General features: G+C 67.2%; 14 protein-coding genes and 1 pseudogene. 7 read left to right on the top strand and 8 right to left on the bottom strand.

Annotated features, from left to right (window positions below; translation table 11 throughout):
* Positions 1–171: 171 nt before the first annotated feature.
* Positions 172–1,173 (top strand): ornithine cyclodeaminase family protein, encoded by a 1,002-nt coding sequence (locus BLQ77_RS26110; RefSeq protein ID WP_089964043.1) that lies wholly within the window; start codon positions 172–174, stop codon positions 1,171–1,173.
* A 1-nt stretch (position 1,174) separates the two neighbouring features.
* Positions 1,175–2,407: an NAD(P)/FAD-dependent oxidoreductase gene (locus BLQ77_RS26105; protein ID WP_089964042.1), complete on the top strand. Its 1,233-nt coding sequence runs from the start codon at positions 1,175–1,177 to the stop codon at positions 2,405–2,407.
* 144 nt (positions 2,408–2,551) lie between these two features.
* Here the strand turns inward: BLQ77_RS26105 and BLQ77_RS26100 are convergent, their stop codons facing one another.
* The 6 genes from BLQ77_RS26100 to BLQ77_RS26075 all read right to left on the bottom strand — a co-directional run bounded on the left by BLQ77_RS26100 (position 2,552) and on the right by BLQ77_RS26075 (position 10,211).
* Entirely contained in the window at positions 2,552–3,631 is a 1,080-nt protein-coding gene (locus BLQ77_RS26100; protein ID WP_089964041.1) for a hypothetical protein, read from the bottom strand.
* Entirely contained in the window at positions 3,628–5,151 is a 1,524-nt protein-coding gene (locus BLQ77_RS26095) for a class I adenylate-forming enzyme family protein (protein ID WP_089964040.1), read from the bottom strand. The genes BLQ77_RS26100 and BLQ77_RS26095 overlap by 4 nt, the downstream gene beginning before the upstream one ends.
* 64 nt (positions 5,152–5,215) lie before the next feature.
* A complete protein-coding gene (locus BLQ77_RS26090) occupies positions 5,216–6,985 on the bottom strand; it encodes an ABC transporter permease subunit (protein ID WP_089964039.1) in 1,770 nt (589 codons plus the stop codon).
* Positions 6,982–8,088, bottom strand: coding sequence for an ABC transporter ATP-binding protein (locus tag BLQ77_RS26085; protein ID WP_089964038.1), 1,107 nt, complete (start codon positions 8,086–8,088; stop codon positions 6,982–6,984). The genes BLQ77_RS26090 and BLQ77_RS26085 overlap by 4 nt, the downstream gene beginning before the upstream one ends.
* A 178-nt stretch (positions 8,089–8,266) precedes the next feature.
* Positions 8,267–9,328, bottom strand: a complete 1,062-nt coding sequence (locus BLQ77_RS26080) for an ABC transporter substrate-binding protein (RefSeq protein WP_008888067.1) — start codon at positions 9,326–9,328, stop codon at positions 8,267–8,269.
* A gap of 109 nt (positions 9,329–9,437) precedes the next feature.
* Positions 9,438–10,211, bottom strand: coding sequence for an enoyl-CoA hydratase/isomerase family protein (locus BLQ77_RS26075; protein ID WP_242661872.1), 774 nt, complete (start codon positions 10,209–10,211; stop codon positions 9,438–9,440).
* A gap of 157 nt (positions 10,212–10,368) precedes the next feature.
* Between BLQ77_RS26075 and BLQ77_RS26070 the strand changes: the two genes are divergently transcribed.
* The 4 genes from BLQ77_RS26070 (at position 10,369) to BLQ77_RS26055 (ending at position 14,094) form a co-directional block, all read left to right on the top strand.
* Complete coding sequence (locus tag BLQ77_RS26070; protein WP_242661871.1) at positions 10,369–11,154, top strand: IclR family transcriptional regulator; 786 nt, start codon at positions 10,369–10,371, stop codon at positions 11,152–11,154.
* A gap of 81 nt (positions 11,155–11,235) precedes the next feature.
* Positions 11,236–11,547, top strand: coding sequence for a (2Fe-2S)-binding protein (locus tag BLQ77_RS26065; RefSeq protein ID WP_050782474.1), 312 nt, complete (start codon positions 11,236–11,238; stop codon positions 11,545–11,547).
* Between the two features lies 1 nt (position 11,548).
* Positions 11,549–12,937, top strand: a complete 1,389-nt coding sequence (locus tag BLQ77_RS26060; RefSeq protein WP_089964035.1) for an FAD/NAD(P)-dependent oxidoreductase — start codon at positions 11,549–11,551, stop codon at positions 12,935–12,937.
* A complete protein-coding gene (locus tag BLQ77_RS26055) occupies positions 12,934–14,094 on the top strand; it encodes an NAD(P)/FAD-dependent oxidoreductase (RefSeq protein WP_089964034.1) in 1,161 nt (386 codons plus the stop codon). Before BLQ77_RS26060 ends, BLQ77_RS26055 begins: the two co-directional genes overlap by 4 nt.
* Here BLQ77_RS26055 and BLQ77_RS29135 read toward each other — a convergent pair.
* Both BLQ77_RS29135 and BLQ77_RS29130 read right to left on the bottom strand, forming a co-directional pair.
* The gene (locus BLQ77_RS29135) at positions 14,088–15,089 is read right to left on the bottom strand and encodes a (Fe-S)-binding protein (protein ID WP_207545905.1); all 1,002 of its coding nucleotides are present in this window, start codon (positions 15,087–15,089) and stop codon (positions 14,088–14,090) included. The two genes, BLQ77_RS26055 and BLQ77_RS29135, sit on opposite strands and share 7 nt — an antisense overlap.
* Positions 15,090–15,131: 42 nt before the next feature.
* Positions 15,132–16,004, bottom strand: a complete 873-nt coding sequence (locus BLQ77_RS29130; RefSeq protein ID WP_207545904.1) for an FAD-binding oxidoreductase — start codon at positions 16,002–16,004, stop codon at positions 15,132–15,134.
* A gap of 160 nt (positions 16,005–16,164) precedes the next feature.
* Here BLQ77_RS29130 and BLQ77_RS26045 point away from each other — a divergent pair.
* Positions 16,165–16,432 (top strand): annotated as a pseudogene (locus tag BLQ77_RS26045) (transposase); the annotation flags it as partial.

The raw sequence follows: 16,432 nt of genomic DNA, 5'->3' as shown, positions 1-16,432 counted from the left end.
CCCTCGGGCGGCACCGCTGCCACATGCGGTGCCGCCCCGAGACGCAGGCCGACGGCCTGCCCCCGATACCATGCGCCATCGCCGGTTCCCACGGGCGGTGATCAAGGCAGCAAGAAGAACGGATGGGTTGACGGCGCGTCCCTGCGCCGTGGCCCGTGCTGGAGCCCACGAATGACCGACAGCCAGGCACCCGAAACGCTACAAGACCCCGGCCTTCTCTACATGTCATCCGTGGACGTGGAGGCCCTCGGTCTCACGCCTGCCGACCTTCGCGGTGCCATCGGGGACGCGGTACGGAGGCGCTCGCAGGACATCAGGGGCGGTCTGAAGACCCGCGTGCAGGTGGACGAGACCCGCTTCTTCATGTCCATGTCCGACGCCGATACCGTGCTCGGGCTGGGAGTGACCAAGTGGATCGGCTATTCTGCGGCCAACGCGCAGCGCGGTCTGCCGGCGATCAGCGCACAGATCATCCTCAGCGACGCCGACACCGCCCGGCCCGTGGCCATCATGGACGGCAGCTGGATCACCACCCATCGCACCGCCGCGCTGTCCGCGCTGGCGGCGCAGGCGCTCGCCCGGCCGGGGGCGTCGACGCTTGGTGTGCTTGGCTGCGGCGTGCAGGCGCACAGCAACCTGGCCGCCCTTGCGGACGTGCTGCCGGGGCTGCGCAAGGTGCGGGCGTTCTCACGCAGCACCGCCTCCGCCGAGGCGCTGGCTGACCGGGCCCGGGACATGGGCTTCGAGGCCGAGGTGATGCAGGACCCCGAAGCTCTTGCCGGGACCAGCGACGTGGTGGTCAGCTGCCTGCCAAGCATCGACGGCATCACGCCGATCGTGCGTTCGCAGGCGCTGAAGCCCGGAGCGCTTGCCATCGGGGTGGACCTTGGCAGGGCATGGCAGCGTGACGGGCTTTCGGATCACGTGGACGGCTTCTTCACCGACGATCTTGCCGCACTCGAGCGCAATGGCGGCAACCCGTCGCTGGCCCATCAGGGACGCTATGATGGTGACCTCTATGCGATGCTGAGCGGGGCGCACCCCGGGCGCGAAAGCGACACGCAACGCCTGATGTTCCTCTTCCCCGGAATGCCGCTGGCCGATCTCGCGGTGGCCCGGCTGGTGATGACCCGGGCTGCCGAGCGTGGTCTCGGCACGAGCCTCATGCGCTGAGATGGCCCGGATCGCGGTCATAGGCGCCGGCATCATCGGCAGCAGCATCACCGCCGTGCTCCGGCGCGAAGGACACGCCGTCACCTGTTTCGATCCCCGCGGACCGGGACAGGCGGCCTCCTTCGGCAATGGCGGCAGCATCGCCCCCGGCTCCATCGCGGGCACCTCGGGCCCAGGCATACTCGGCGACGCCATCCGCTGGAGCCTCGCCGGGGACGGGCCGCTGCGCCTGCACTGGCCGCGCTTGCCGGTGGCGGCCCCCTGGCTGCGCCGCTTCGCCCGCGCCGGCCGGCCGGCCGGGCTGCAGGGCACCGCCGCCGCGCTGCACCAGCTGCACCGCAGCGCTCTGACCGATTACGCCCAGCTGCTCGGGCCGGGGCGCGCCGACCTTCTGCGCACCAGCGGTCAGCTCTACGTCTACGACAGCGACAAGGCCTACGAGAAGGACGCGCCGGGCCGCGCCCTGCGCCGTGATCACGGGGTACGGATGACCGAGCTGACCGCCGACGAGGCGCTTGAGATGGAGCCGTCGCTTCGCCCCGGGCTGGCACGGGCGCTGCATCTTCCCGATTTCGGCCAAACCCCGAACCCGGGCGCGCTGGTGCGGGCCATCGCCGAGGACGCCGTACGTGACGGGGCGCGCCTCGTCACGACCTGCATCCACAAGTTGTTGCCGGTGCCCGGAGGGCGCGGTATGGGCCTGCTCAGCGACCACGGAGAAGAGGTCTTCGACACGGTGGTCGTGGCCGCAGGGATCTGGTCCAACCGCCTGCTGAAACCGCTGGGCGCGGCGGTACCGCTGGAAAGCCTGCGCGGCTACCACGCCACGCTCGAGCTGCCCCGGATGCCGGGCCAGCCGATCTATCCCATCGCCGAAAAGATCATGGCGACCCCGATGGAGGACGGTCTGCGCGTGGTGGGCGTCGTGGAGGTCGCGGGCACCCGAAAGCCGCCCGAGTTCTCCAACATCGACCGGCTGACCGGTGCCGCGCGGCGGATCTTCCGGGACGTCGGTGAGGCACGCTCGGTCTGGATGGGGCATCGTCCCGCCACGCCAGACTCGGTGCCGGTGATCTGCCGCGCCCCCGGCCATCCCGATCTGGTGCTGGCCCTCGGCCACGGGCAGACGGGCATGTGCGGCGCCCCGGGGACCGCCAACCTCGTCTCGGACCTGCTGGCAGGGCGGCAGGGCCGCATCGAGCCCCATCACTTTGACATCGCCCGCTTCCGCTGAAGCCGGTCAGCCAGCGCGGACCTCAAGGCAACGGGTTATATCGCTGCGGTCCCGACATGAAAGGGGCGCCAAAACCCGGCGCCCCGCTCCGCGTATCATGTGTCCGGTCACGGGCCGTTATCGGCGCCGCTCCCCCGTCGCGTGTCACGCCGGTTCCGACATCAGCCGGTCCCGCAGGCCGAGCATGTCGGCGCACACGGCCTCCAGGTCGGCGACATCGAAACCGTCCGCATGGGCGAACCCCTCGGCGCGCAGCAACTCGGCAAGCCGTCCGTTATAGCTGGCCCGGCTGCCGGACACGGTGAGACCGCCCGCATGCTCGAAGGCGTCGTTCCAGGCAACGGCCTCGGCCTCGGTCACGCTGGCCGGCAGGTCGAGGCTCATGACCCCCGCCTCGGACAGAGTCACCGGGTAGCCGCCGGGCAAGCCGCACGGTCCGGGCACATGGCCGCTCCACGGCGTCCCCGCCGCGAGGGCGAGGATCAGGGTGACGCCGCTGGCGCCGGAAATCTCGATCGCGGGTTCGGGGGTCAGCTTGCACTCGGCGAAGGTCGCGAAGGGATCGGCAACCTCGGTATCGTCGGCAAAGATGCGCGGCGCGGGGCCGGTACGCTCTGTCGCCGGCTGCCGCCAGGGCTTCAGGCACTGATAATGCGCCAGCACCCGCAAGGTGCCCTCGGGACGGGCGGGAGCGCCCCGGAAGACGTTGGACAGGATGGCCACGTTGCCGGTGCCGCACAGCACGTCATGGCCCATCGCGGTGATCATGACGTTGACCACGTCCGGGAAGGAGCAGTTGATCAGCGGGGTCTTCGGGCAGAGCTTCGTGATCGCCGCCGCCATGCGCGAGGACATCAGCGCCTGAAAGACCGCCGTGGCGCTCAGGCCGCCCTCCGCCACCAGCTGCGTCCAGCGCGAGCCCTGGTCCGAGATCACCGACGAGGTCTGGATCGAGGCTGCCTGAACTACGATACGCGGCTTCAGTTCGGACAGCAGCGCCTCGCTCGCGCCCTCCTCGAGCAGGTCGATCCGGTGCGCGCGGAAGGTGGCAGGGGTGCCGAACATGGCCGCCCGGGCATTGCCGGCGGTCTGCAGCCATTGCAGCCGGTCGACGTTCCGCCCGGCGATAACGACGGAAACGGGCTCCTTCGCGGTGGCAGCAATGTCGAGCGCGATACGACCGGCGAACATGCCGGTGCCGGTGATCAGGACGTCAGTGGTCATACGGTGGAGGCCTTTCGGGTGGTCGCGCGCTCCCAGCGGTCGGGAGCTTTGGGCAGCAGGTGCTTGCGGATCCGCTGGCTGGGGGTCTTGGGGAACTCGTCGATGAAGGCGATGAACCGCGGCTGCTGGTAGGGTGCCAGCTTGTCCCGCAGCCAGATGCTGATCGCCTCGGCATCGGGCGTGCTGCCCGGGGTGGGCCTCACGAAGAGCTGGATGTCGTACTCCCCGATCTCGGCGGGCACACCAACCATCGCAGATTCCTCGATCTGCGGGTGCCGGTTGGCGACGCTCTCAACCTCGTGGGCCGAGACGTTCTCGCCCTTGCAGCGCACGCTGTCGCCGACGCGGCCGTGGAAGCGCAGCATCCCGTCCTCACCCCAGGACCCCGTGTCGCCGGTGTGGAACCCGTCGGCCTGCAGGGCTTTGGCCGTGGCCTCGGGAGCATTGTGGTAGCCGGCGAAGATCGCGCCCTCGATCGTCGAGGTGATCACGATCTCGCCGCGTCCGTCCCCGGGCCCAAGGATGCGTCCCGCCTCGTCCTTCACCTTGAAGTCGAACCAGGGCAGCGGGCGGCCGATGGCCCCGACGATCCCCTCGGAGTTGGCGCAGCTGATCGAGGACGCCTCGGTCTGGCCGTAGCATTCGGTGATGGTGATGCCGAACCGGTCCTCGAAATCGCGCCAGGCCGAAGCCGGGCAGCCGCCGCCCCAGGCGATGCGCACGCCGTGGCTCCGGTCGAGATCCGACGGCGGTTGCTTGAGCAGGATCTGCAGAATGCCGCCGAGGTGGTGAATGTGGGTGCAGCCCGCCTCAGACACCTCACGCCAGAAGCGGCTGGCCGAGAACTTTTCGGCGATGGTCAGGCTGACATCGCGCAGGATCGGCAAAACCATCACCTGCGCGCCGCCGACATGGTAGATCGGTTCCCACATGAAGAGGTTGTCACCATCCTGAAGGCGGCCGACCTCCTCGACACCGCGGGCGGCGATCTCGAGCATGGTCTGTGTGACGCGCACGCCCTTGGCCGGGCCGGTGGTGCCAGAGGTGAACATGATCGAGGCAAGCCCGGTCGGCTCGGCCACCTCGAAGGCGGGGCGCATCGCCGGGGCGGCGGGAAGGTCGCGGCTGTGCAGCACGAGGATACCCTCGCGCGGCTGCGCCTCGCATGCGGCAAGCGTGGCCTCGAGCTCGGGGTCGCAGACCGCGATGGCGGCATCCACGAGCCGGATGGCGTGAACCAGCCCGTCGCCGACGAGCGCGGGGTTCACCGGCACCCAGATCATGCCCGACCGGAGCAGCCCGTGAACGAGGGCCAGCGTGGCGGGGCTGTTGCGTGTCATGACGGCCACTGTGTCGCCTGGGCGCACGCCGTGTTCGGCAAGCCATGCGATCATGGCGTCCGCCGCATCGGACAGCGCCCGGAAGCTGAGGACGGTGCCGTCGGTGGTGCGGGCAAAGACCCGGTCAGGCGTCTTTTGGGCCTGTTCGATGAAGGTCTTTGCCAAGCCTTGGATGTTCATGGTCTTCCTCGAAATGGATCAGAGCGCCGCGCCACGGAAAGGTGGCGCGGCGAGGGAGAGGGCGTCAGGATTTCTGCACACGCTGCGCCAGCAGCAGGATCACCGTGACGATCACCAGCACCACGACGGACACGGCGGCCAGTGTCGGGTTCAGCTGAAGGTACATGTCGTCCCACATCTGCTTGGGCAGGGTCGATTTCAGACCGCCCGAGATGAACAGCGCGATGGTCAGCTCGTCGAAGCTCGTCACGAAGGCAAAGAGTGCAGCCGAGATGATACCGCCCCGCAGCAGCGGCAGGGTGATCAGCCTCAGAACCTTGATCCGCCCCGCGCCGAGCGTGGCTGCCGCTTGGTCAAGACGCCAGTCGTAGCCCTTGAGCACCGCGCCGATGGCGATGAAGGTGAAGGGGATCGCCAGCAGCGTGTGGCCGATGATCAGGCCGATGTTGGAGGCCACCAGCCCGATCTGTGCCATCAGGTAGAACAGCCCCACCGCGATGACGATGCGCGGCACGATCATCGGCGCCAGCATCAGGCCGAAGACGGCCTTGCCCCACTTGCTGTCCGAGCGCGCCAGTGCCAGAGCCGCCATGCCGCCCAGCAGCGTGGCCAGGATGGCGGTGGCGAAGGCGACGCCGAAGCTGCGCAGGGTTGCCGAGATCCAGATCTGCGAGCCGAAGTACTCGGAGAACCAGCGCGTCGAGTAGGACGGCGGCGGGAAGGTCAGCGCCTGCTCGGCGGTGAAGGCCAGCGGCAGGACGATGATCGCCGGGGCCAGAAGGAACAGGAACAGAACCCCCAGATAGGCTGCCCGGACGGGCTTGGGACCATCGTCACCACGGTCCCCGAGCCGGTTGAAGGGCGAGCAGATCCAAGCAAGCCCGGCCAGGACCTTCTGCCCGGCACCGCGCAGCCACTGCGCCCCCGTCTTGGACCCCTTCGCCCCGGTGGAGCTGGCCTGTGTCAGCGACGAAAGGCCGAAGAACTGGTCGTAGATCCAGATTGCCACGAGGGCAGCGGCGACGAGCATGACCGACAGCACGGCGGCAAAGGCCCAGTTCACGAGCTCCTGCACCTGCATGATGATGATCTGCGCCAGCATCGTCTGGCCCCGGCCACCAAGGTAGGCCGGCACGATGAAGAAGCCGAGCGAGGTGATGAAGGTCAGCAGGCCACCGGCGGCCACGCCGGGCATCGCCAGCGGGAACTCGATCAGCCAGAAGCGCTGCGCGCGCTTGGCACCGAGGCTGCCCGCCGCCAGCGGCAGGCGCTGGTCGATGCCGGTCATCACGGGCACCATCGTCAGGATCGCCAGCGGCATCATCGCGTGGACCATGCCCACCAGCACGCCGAACTCGTTGTACATCAGGTCCAGTGAGCCGTCGGTGACGCCGGTCCCGGTGAGGATCGAATTGAACAGGCCCCGGTCACCCAGCATGATCATCCAGGCGAAGGTCTTGACCAGGTAAGATGTCCAGAAGGGCAGCAGCACCAGGAACAGCCACTTGTTGCGGCGGCTGTCCGGAAGGCGCGCCAGCCAGGCGGCTACCGGATAACCCAGCAGCACCGAGAAGAAAGCCGTCAGGATCGAGATCCGGAAGGTGATCCACAGGATCCGCATGTAGATCGGTGTGTCTGCGAGGTGCTGGTAATGCTCCAGTGAAACGCCGGCGGTCTCCTCGCCAGAGAAACTCAGGCCGATCAGCCGCAGCATCGGCAGCAGGAGGAACACCGCGACAAATGCCAGTGCCGGCGCGGCGAGCCAGAGCGGCCCGAGCTTGAGACGCGACAGCGCGCCACCCCGGGCGGAGATGTTCGAGGTCACGCTGCTCATGACACCACCCGGCCTGCCTCGATGGGCCAATGAACAGTGATCTCTTGGCCGATCTCGGCGCCGATGTCGGCACCGGGATCGCGCCGCAGGGTGAATTCCGTGCCGTCGGGCAGGTCGAGCAGCAGCCGGTTGTCCGAGCCGATGTAGACCACGTCGCGCAGCGTGGCGCGCAGCTCGTTCATGCCTGGGCCGGTGGCCGCGCCGAGCGACACCCGCTCGGGGCGCACGATCAGGGCGTGAGCCCCGGCATCGGCGTCACGGGCGCCCATGCGGCCCGCGAAGGTCCCGGCAGCGGTCCGGATCAGCGTGTTGCCCTGGTCATCGGTGCCGGCAAGCGTGCCTTGCAGCAGGTTCGAGTGACCGATGAAGGTCGCGGCAAAGATCGTCTCGGGATCCGAGTAGATCTGGCTCGGGGTGCCCAGCTGCTCGACCTTGGCGTGGTTCATCACGCAGATCCGGTCAGACATCACCAGGGCCTCTTCCTGGTCGTGGGTGACATAGATCAGCGTGGTGCCGAACTCGCGGTGCAGGCGGCGGATCTCCAGCTGCATGGTCTCGCGCAGGGCCTTGTCGAGCGCGCCCAGGGGCTCGTCCATGAGGATGATCTCGGGGCGGAAAACAAAGCAGCGGGCCAGGGCCACGCGCTGCTGCTGGCCACCCGAGAGCTCGCGGGGGAAGCGGTGCGCGAACTTGTCGAGCTGCACCTTCTCCAGCGTCTCGGCCACTGCCGCCCTGATCTGGTCGGCGGGTTGGTTCCGCATCTTCAGCGGGAAGGCGACGTTCTCTTCGACGGTCATGTGCGGGAACAGCGCGTAATGCTGGAACACCAGCCCCATGCCGCGCTCGTGCACGGGCCGGTCGGTCCAGTTCTCGCCGTCGATCGAAAGCCGCCCCGAGGTCGCGGGGGTGAGCCCCGAGACCATTTGCAGCAGCGTTGTCTTGCCCGATCCCGAGGGGCCGAGCAGCGTGAGGAATTCACCCCGCTGAACGTCCAGTGTCGTGGGTTCGAGGGCGGTGAACGTGCCGTATGTCTTGGACAGGCCGTCGATCCTGATCTTTGCGGCAGGAGAGGCCGTGGCGGCGGAAGGGGTGGAAATGTTCATGAAGGGGATGCCTCTGTCGGAGCGTGCCGGGCACTTGGTCTTTATCGGCGACGGGCCTTGCCCGGGGCCCGAGCGTAACGGGCCGGTCGCCGCGCGGAGCGGACGTCTTGACGTGTGTCGCGAAGAGTTTGGGGACCTGCCAGCGACCTCCGCTAAGGGGCCGCTGGCAGGAGTCGTATCACATCAGGAGCCAGAGATTGAACCGCTCGGTCATCTCGGCGCGGTTCGCCTCCCACCAGCTCTCGTCCGCCAGCACCATGCCCTCAAGGTTTGCCGGCGCGGTCGTGAGCACCTTGGCGCGCTCTTCGGAGATGTGCTCGTAGGCCGACAGGTTCGTCGGGCCGTAGGACAGGTCGTCGGTGAACAACGCCTGCTGCTCGGGACGGGCGCAGAAGGCCAGGAACTGGCGCGCGGCGTCGACGTTCGGGCCACCCTTGGGCAGGCCCCAGCCCTCGATAGAGTAAAGACCTTGGTTCCAGACCAGCTCAGCCGGGGTGCCGGTGTCGATGGCCGATTGCAGGCGGGCGTTCCATCCAGCCAGCATATCGACCTCACCACTTTGCAGCAGCTGCGTCGACTGCGCGCCGCCGGTCCACCACACGTCGATGTGGTCCTTGATTTCGTCAAGCTTGGCAAAGGCGCGGTCCACGTCGAGCGGGTACAGGTCCTCGGGCGCGACACCGTCAGCCATCAGCGCCTGTTCCAGCGTGTCGATCGGGTTGCGGCGCAGGGCGCGGCGGCCGGGGAACGCGTCGGTGTCCCAGAAATCAGCCCAGCTCGACGGACCGTTCTCCATGTTCTGCGTGTTGAAGGCCGAGATCGTCGCGTAAACGTCGGTGCCCAGGAAGTTCGAATGTACCGAGCCCGGCATCATGTTCTCGGCCAGCGCCGGGTCAAGCTGGATGTCGTCGAGCAGGTCCTCCTTCTCCAGGATCAGGCGCGCCGACAGGGTCAGGGTACAGACATCCCAGATGTAACTGCCGGTTTCGACGATCGACTTGAACTGCGCGGTCGGCTCGGCGTCGCGGGCGACGGGCACGATCTCGATGCCGGTTTCGGCGGTGAAGGGCTCGTAGAAAGCCTTGCTGAAGCCGGCGTTGAACGGGCCGCCCGGGTCAGCGACGGTCAGCGAGGTGGTCTGTGCATTCGCCCTGCGGCCCAGCATCGGGGTCGCGAGGGCGGCCGTGCCGATGGCCAGCATGCTGCGGCGGCTCAGGCGCGATCTGTCGGTCTTGGTCATGGGGGGTACCTCTGTTGGAAGGTTGGCTTGGTTTATTGTTGATCTGATTGAGCGACGCCCGCCGCCGGGGCGGAAGCCGCGGTCTTTCGGGAAGATCACCGCGTGCCGGTCAGGCCTTTGCACGCTTGGCGAAGAACTCTTCCATCATCCGTTGGGGCTCGCCGGTGGCATAGGCCTCGAGCTGGATGCGGACGCCTGCCTGCATGGCATCTTCGTAGCCTTCCTGGGTGACTTCCTTGATGCGCTGACGGTTCAGGCGCATCGCCACCGGGGGCTTGGCCGCCAGGTCCCGTGCCAGTTCCATCGACGCGGACATAACCTTGTCCTGGTCGACCAGGCGGCTGATCAGGCCCCACTCATACGCTTCCTTGGCGTCGAGCATCCGTCCCGTGAAGGTCAGGTCGATGGTGCGGGCAATGCCGATCATGTCGCGCATCACCCAGTTGCCGGTGACGGTCGGAATGCCCGAAAGGATCTCGGGCTGGCCCATGCGCACGCCGGAGTGCGCCACGCGCAGGTCGCACAGCAGCGCCACCTGGAAAGCAGAGCCCGCAGCCACGCCGTTGAGCGCCGCGACGATGGGTTTGGAGCTGTCGCGCAGGCAGGCGTAGAGCTTTTTCCACTCGCCCATCCAGCTTTCGGTGCGGTCCGCGTCGAAGGTCTTGCTCTCGCTCAGGTCCTGTCCGGCGCCGAAGGCCCGGTCGCCCGCACCCGTCAGGATGATGGCGCGGACCTCGTCATCCGCCTCTGCGGTTTCGAACGCCTCAATGAGCATGTCACGCATGGACGCGTTCCAGGCATTCATCTTCTCAGGACGGTTCAACGTGATGGTCAACACGTTGTCGGTTTTCTCGGTCAGGATGAAGTTGTCCATAGTATCCATTGCATTGTGATAGTTCTTATTGGATAAAAATGATTGAACGCGGGTTTGTCAATCGTCTTGAGCCTGTCGGTTGAAATTCGACCCGTGTTACAGAAAGAAACGCAGTGCCGACGCAGGTGCATGGTGCGTGTCGTAGCCGGGATCGAGGAACGAAGTGGTGGCAGAAGAAAAGAAGAAGCCGGCAAAGCGGGCGGACCCGCTGATGGTGCAATCGGTGGCCAAGGCGTTCCGCGTCCTCGAGGCCTTTAACGGGCAGCATCCGCAAATGACCCTTTCGGACATCGCGGAGCAGACCGGCATGGACCTCAGCGGTGCGCAACGCTTTGCACACACGCTGGAAAGCCTGGGGTATCTCGAGAAGGACACGCGCACGCGGCAGTTCCAGCTGTCAGTCAAGACATTGGATCTCGCGCATCATTTCACCCGGACATCGCGACTCGTGGACCGGGCGATGCCGGTGCTGCAATACCTGAGCAAGGAAACCGAGGAGACCGTGAACCTGACCGTTCTGGATGGCACCGAGATTGTCTTCATCTCGCGCTTCTTGAGCCGGCACGTGCTCCATACGGACGTGACAATCGGCACCCGTCTACCCGCCTACTGCATGGCCCCCGGCCGTGCGATGCTGTCGCGCCTGCCTCCCGAAGAGATCGCCTCGATTCTCGAAGCCTCGGAGATTCGGGCCCACACGCAGAACACCGTGACCGACATCAGCAGGCTTAAGGAGATCATCGAGGAGGCAAGGCTCAAGGGCTATGCCACCGCCTTCGAAGAAATCTACCACGCCGATGCCTCCATTGCGGCGCCGATCCTGGGCGCGCAGGGACAGATGATCGGGGCGGTCTCGCTGGCGCTCTCGACCCTGCGCTACACGCGCGAACAGCTCGAAGCCTCTTTCGCGCCAATGATCCTCGCGGCGGCACGGTCCATCTCCTTCTCCTGACGCGGACCAAAGGCCGCCGCGAACGTGGAGGCTTGACGAAGGAGCAATTGTGATTTCTCATACTGCCATAGTAGATATTGCATGGTAATACCTATGGCGCACCATCTCTTTCATCCCATCGACCCCGGCGCCCCGCGCCCGCTGCGCTTCGAATTCGACGGCGAAGAAATTACCGCACGGCCCAATGACACGCTGCTGGCGGCAGTGCTGGCCTCGCGGGAGCGCTGCGGCGTCAACGAGTTCGACGGAGGCGGTCGCGCCGGGTTCTGCCTGATGGGCAGTTGCCAGGAATGCACCATGTGGGACGAGGACGGCAGGCGCCTGCGCGGATGCATGACCGAGGCCCGCGACGGCCTGCGCCTGCGCTCACGCCCCCACGGCGGGTCCGACTGAGATGCAGACCGACACGAGGATCGTCATCGTCGGCGCAGGACCTGCCGGTCTTGCCGCAGCGCGCACGCTGGTCGAGGCGGGGCTGCGGCCCATCGTGCTGGAGGAAAGCCCGCTGGCAGGCGGCCAGGGCACCCGGCGCCTGTCGCCGATGACCGCCCCGCATCGTCCGGCGCTGTTCGGCGCCTCGGCCGAGGCCATCGCCCGCCGAGAAGACGCCGAGGACGCGGTGTTGCAGCAGTGCGATTTTCGCACGGGTACGCTGGCCTGGGCCTGCCACGACAACCGGCTGGAGCTGCTTGGCCCGGACGGGTTCGACAGCCTGACCTATACCCATCTCGTCATCGCCGTCGGCGCGACCGACCGGCTCATGCCCATGCCGGGCTGGACCCTGCCGGGTGTGTTCACGCTGGGTGGTGCGCAGGTGGCACTGAAACGGCATGCCAGCTTCATCGGTCAGAAGGTGGTGTTCGCCGGGTCCTCGCCACTGCTCTACCTCGCGGCGGCGCAGTACCTGCGGCTCGGGCATCGCGACCTGACCGTGCTCGACACAACCCCTGCCAGCGGCAAGGCCCGGGCCTTTCCCGCGATGCTGCGCCACGAGCCCCGCACCGCTCTTCAGGGCCTGTCGCTGATCGCCGAGCTCAGGCGGGGCGGGGTCACGCTGCGCTCGGGCGTTCGGCTGGACCGGATCGAGGGGGACAGCCGCGTGCAACGGCTGCGCTACACCACAGCCCGCGGGCGCGACATGACCGCCGAGGCGGATGCGGTGGCGCTGGGACACGGGCTGCGGGCGGAGACACAGCTGGCCGAGCTGGCTGGCGCGACCTTCGCGTTCGATCCAGACTTCCGGCAGTGGTTTCCCCGCACCGACGACATGGGACGCGCAGGCGAACGGCTCTGGCTTGCGGGAGATAGCGCGCGCATCGGCGGTGCCGATGCGGCGGATGCCGCCGGGCGCCTCGCGGCGCAGAGCCTGCTGGAAAGCCTCGGGCGGGCCGCCGACGCACGCCAAGTCCAGCGCAACACGCGGCGCCTGCGCAAGCAGCACGGGTTCCAGCGGGCGATGACTGACGCCTTCCGCTGGCCTGCCAAGCAGGCCGCCTCCCTCGCCGACGATGTCCTGATCTGCCGCTGCGAGCGGGTCACGGCAGGCGAGATCCGCGCTGCGCTCGACACGCCCTCCGGCCCGATCGAGGTGAACCGCGTTAAGTCCATCACCCGCTGCGGCATGGGGCGCTGCCAGGGCCGTTTCTGCGGGCCCGCGCTTGGCGAGATCGTGGCCTCGGCCACCGGTGAACCGCCCGGCCGTCTGCGGACACAGGCACCGATCCGGCCCATCCCACTGGTCTTCGATGCCGGCCCCATCGCAGCAGAAGGGGAAGACACATGAGCCCGGCCCTGCAAAGCGATGTGCTCGTGATCGGCGGAGGGCTGTTCGGCACCTTCACCGGGCTGTTTCTGGCGCGGGCGGGTCTGAGGGTGACGCTCCTCGAGAAGGGGCAGATCGGGGCACAGGCCTCGGCCACCAACTTCGGCAACCTCCGCCTGCATGGACGCTCGGCACGGCAATACCCCCTGTCGATCCGCGCGCAGGAGCTCTGGGAGAATTATGGTAGCCTGACGGGTGAGGACTGCGAGATCGACCGCACCGGGCATCTCTATTTCGCTGGCGGCGAGCGGGGCGAGACCCAGCTGCGCAAGGATGTCGAAACCGCCACGCGGTTCGGAGTCGAGTCGCAGCTTCTCGAGGGCGCGCTCCTGCGCGAGCGGTTTGGCTTCCTATCGGACCGCATTCGCCTTGCCGCCTTCAGCCCGCGCAGCGCCGTCGCCAATCCCCGGCTCAGCACGCCGCCCGTCGCCCGGGCGATGGTCCGCGCCGGTGGCACGGTGATCGAGGGCTGCGAGATGGCCGGCTTCGACGTCACCTCCGGAGGCTTTGCCGTCACGAGTACCGACGGCCGCCGCTTCGAGGCGCCAAAGCTGGTGAACGCCGCCGGAGCCTGGTCTGGGGCGCTGGCCGAGAAGGCCGGCGAGCCCGTGCCGATGTTCAGCGCCGGCCCGCCGCAATTCGTCACCGAACCCCTGCCGCACCGGTTGCACCCTTCGGTGCACATGGTCGAGGGCGATGTCATCGTGCGGCAGATCCCGCGCGGCAACATTATCTTCTCGGGCTATCCGCGCACCCACTCCTTGCCATCAGGCGCTTTCACACATGTCCCGCCCGCCAAAACACTGCGTGGGATGCGCGAGTTGGCTCAATGCATCCCGATGCTGGCGCGGGCCGAGGTCATCCGCGTGTGGTCCGGGGTCGAAGGCTACCTGCCGGACATGCTGCCGGTGATCGGGCCCAGCACCACCATGCCGGGCCTGTTCCACGCCTTCGGCGGCAGCGGCGGGGGCTTCCAGATCGCACCGGCCGTCGGCCAGTGCCTCGCCGCGTTGGTGCGGGGTGAGGCGTCGCCAGTTGATATCTCCAGCTATGGCATCGACCGCTTTACCGAGCGCTCCGAAGTTTCGGAGAAGATTCATCTGGAGTTCGATCAATAAGCCTCTGTAGACACTCCTTGTCCGAAGAGCTTGCAGGGCATTTGCGAGACGGTGCGGGCGTCGAACCATCTCTTTCGCCGCGGCATTTGATGGCCTTGGATCTGGTCTTCAGCAGCTGCGTGGGTTCCCGGCAAACAAGCCGGATATCCGGTGGCGCCGCGCCGGACCTCCGCCGCAAGAAATTCCTGCGGCAAGAGCACCTCCGGCGCACCGCTGGCCGCCCCGTCGCTGAGCGCCGCCACCAAACGCCCCGCCATCTTCGCAAACCCCGCCCGGTCGCCAAGGTCACCCGCCACTTTGCCCGCTGGCAGCATCTCGACAAAGAGCGGCACATAGCCGAGGGCCGTGAGGCCTTGATAGACATCGCGCTGCGTCGCGCCGTCATAGAGCGCCGAGAACCAATCCCTCCACACAAGAAACGCGCGCTCCGGAAGCGCGCGCTGTTTGAGCTCAGACAGGGAGACCCGTGCCGAACGCGGCAAGGGCTGCGCCAGATCAGCGGGCAGGTCTGTCACGCCCAGCACGGCCTCAGCGGCGCGCCGCGCGAGCGGCCAGAAGGGGCGTATCACGGTCGACGCGCGCAGCATGAGCGGGCTCAGAAGTTCGGCCAGCAGCATCGCCCGGTCCGCCAACGGCCGCGCCTTGCGGGTGTAGACATCCGCGTAGAACGCCGCGCGCATCGCCGGAATGTCCACCTGCACCGGGCAGGTCGTGGAGCAGGCCTTGCAACCGAGGCAGGTGTCGAGCGTGCCAAGAAGATCCGCCTCGTCAATCGTCGCCTCTGCGGTCCGCCGGTCCTCGTGCCACGCCCGCAGCGCATCGGCCCGGCCCTTTGGTGAGTGGCGCACGTCGCCCGTCGCCTTGAACGACGGGCACATGGGCACGCTGGCCGCGTAGCTCAGGCATTGCGCGTTGCCGTTGCAGCGGCAGGCCTTTTCCAGCGGATCGCCGTTGGGCGCGTTGAAGGGCCGGAACGGCGTCGTGGCGATGCCCATGACCGGCGTGTCCGTGGCCACCAGCTTGTCGGGATTGTAGCGTCACGCGGGATCGAAGGCGGCCTTTACCCCCTGCAAGGCGGCGTAGGCCTCTGGCCCGATCCAGCCCTCGAGACAAGCACCGCGCACCCCCTTGCCATGTTCTCCCCAGAATATGCCGCCATGCCGGTTCACCAACGCGAAAATCTGGTCCGAGACCTGCACCAGCCGCGCACGGTCTGCCTCGGCGTCGATGTCCAGCGCGGGGCAGATGTGCAGGCAGCAGACGTCGACGTGCCCATAGATGCCGAAGCTTAGACCGTGCCGGGTGAGGATGTCGAGAAATCCATCAAGGAACTCCGGCAGCGTCTCGCGCGGCACCACGCAATCCTCGACGAAGGCCACCGGTCGGGCGCGGCCCTCGACCTTGCCCAAAAGTCCGACACCGGCCGAACGGATCGCCCAGAGCTCGCGGATCTCGTCGTTGCCCGCGGCGACATGCACCGCCCGGATGCCGGGCAAGCCCTGCAGACGCGCCTCGCAGGCGGCGATGCGCGTCTCGAGTTCCGCCGCATCATTGCCATTGAATTCAACGAAGGTGTAGGCCAGCGCCTCACCGTCCTGCGGACGCAGGGTCTCGGGCACGCGGCCAAGCAGACCGGCCTCATCGGCCAGCGCCTGCACCCTTTCATCCATCACTTCGATGGCGGTCGGGTTGTCCTGCAGCAGCGGCATCGCGGCTGCCAGCGAGGCGCGGAAGTTGGCAAAGCCCGCGACCACGAGGCGCTTTTCCTTCGGCAGCGGGCGGAGCTTCACCCGGATGCGTGTGATCGGCCCCAGCGTGCCCTCCGAGCCGGGGAAGAAAGACGAACGCGCGATCGACAGCAACTTGCACTGCTGGCCGATCGACAGATCCGGGTGGTCAGGCTCGATCATGCCGCGCCTCGCTTCCCGCCCCAAGGCTTCAGCTTTCGATCCCAAAAAGAGTTGGCCACCGCCAGCTCCCGGATCTTGGCATAGAGCTCCTTCACCTGGCTCTGTTGCACAAATCGCGTGAGGGATTCATCTTGTGAATCCAGCGTGGTAGCCGGGATGCATGAGCAGACCCATACCCGCGACCTACAGGACCAGGAACTGGCCAGCCTATAACGAAGCGCTCAAGCGCCGGGGTTCGCTGACGATCCACTGACCGGCAGTGCATTGCGCAGCAATGTCACGAGAGGTTGGTTCGACCCTGAGATGAGCTGGGATGGCGCGGCGACAGGCCGGGGTGGCCGACAGCAGACCTACAGCGATGCCGCTATCCAGACGTGCCTTTCGATGAAGGTTTTGTTCGGCATGGCGCTCCGGCAGACAACCGGGTT

It is taken from the genome of Salipiger thiooxidans (assembly GCF_900102075.1).
Lineage (GTDB): Bacteria > Pseudomonadota > Alphaproteobacteria > Rhodobacterales > Rhodobacteraceae > Salipiger > Salipiger thiooxidans.
The sequence above is the reverse complement of the archived record's forward strand: the minus strand, read 5'-3'. Positions and strand labels throughout refer to the sequence as shown.

What these genes read in the sequence shown, in the direction of transcription:
- BLQ77_RS26065 (WP_050782474.1), top strand. Translation starts at nt 11,236, where the DNA reads ATGGTAATACCTATGGCGCACCATCTCTTTCATCCCATCGACCCCGGC.
- BLQ77_RS29130 (WP_207545904.1), bottom strand. Translation starts at nt 16,004, where the DNA reads ATGATCGAGCCTGACCACCCGGATCTGTCGATCGGCCAGCAGTGCAAG.
- BLQ77_RS26095 (WP_089964040.1), bottom strand. Translation starts at nt 5,151, where the DNA reads ATGAACATCCAAGGCTTGGCAAAGACCTTCATCGAACAGGCCCAAAAG.
- BLQ77_RS26090 (WP_089964039.1), bottom strand. Translation starts at nt 6,985, where the DNA reads ATGAGCAGCGTGACCTCGAACATCTCCGCCCGGGGTGGCGCGCTGTCG.
- BLQ77_RS26110 (WP_089964043.1), top strand. Translation starts at nt 172, where the DNA reads ATGACCGACAGCCAGGCACCCGAAACGCTACAAGACCCCGGCCTTCTC.
- BLQ77_RS26105 (WP_089964042.1), top strand. Translation starts at nt 1,175, where the DNA reads ATGGCCCGGATCGCGGTCATAGGCGCCGGCATCATCGGCAGCAGCATC.
- BLQ77_RS26085 (WP_089964038.1), bottom strand. Translation starts at nt 8,088, where the DNA reads ATGAACATTTCCACCCCTTCCGCCGCCACGGCCTCTCCTGCCGCAAAG.
- BLQ77_RS26060 (WP_089964035.1), top strand. Translation starts at nt 11,549, where the DNA reads ATGCAGACCGACACGAGGATCGTCATCGTCGGCGCAGGACCTGCCGGT.
- BLQ77_RS26080 (WP_008888067.1), bottom strand. Translation starts at nt 9,328, where the DNA reads ATGACCAAGACCGACAGATCGCGCCTGAGCCGCCGCAGCATGCTGGCC.
- BLQ77_RS26055 (WP_089964034.1), top strand. Translation starts at nt 12,934, where the DNA reads ATGAGCCCGGCCCTGCAAAGCGATGTGCTCGTGATCGGCGGAGGGCTG.
- BLQ77_RS26100 (WP_089964041.1), bottom strand. Translation starts at nt 3,631, where the DNA reads ATGACCACTGACGTCCTGATCACCGGCACCGGCATGTTCGCCGGTCGT.
- BLQ77_RS26075 (WP_242661872.1), bottom strand. Translation starts at nt 10,211, where the DNA reads ATGGATACTATGGACAACTTCATCCTGACCGAGAAAACCGACAACGTG.
- BLQ77_RS29135 (WP_207545905.1), bottom strand. Translation starts at nt 15,089, where the DNA reads ATGGGCATCGCCACGACGCCGTTCCGGCCCTTCAACGCGCCCAACGGC.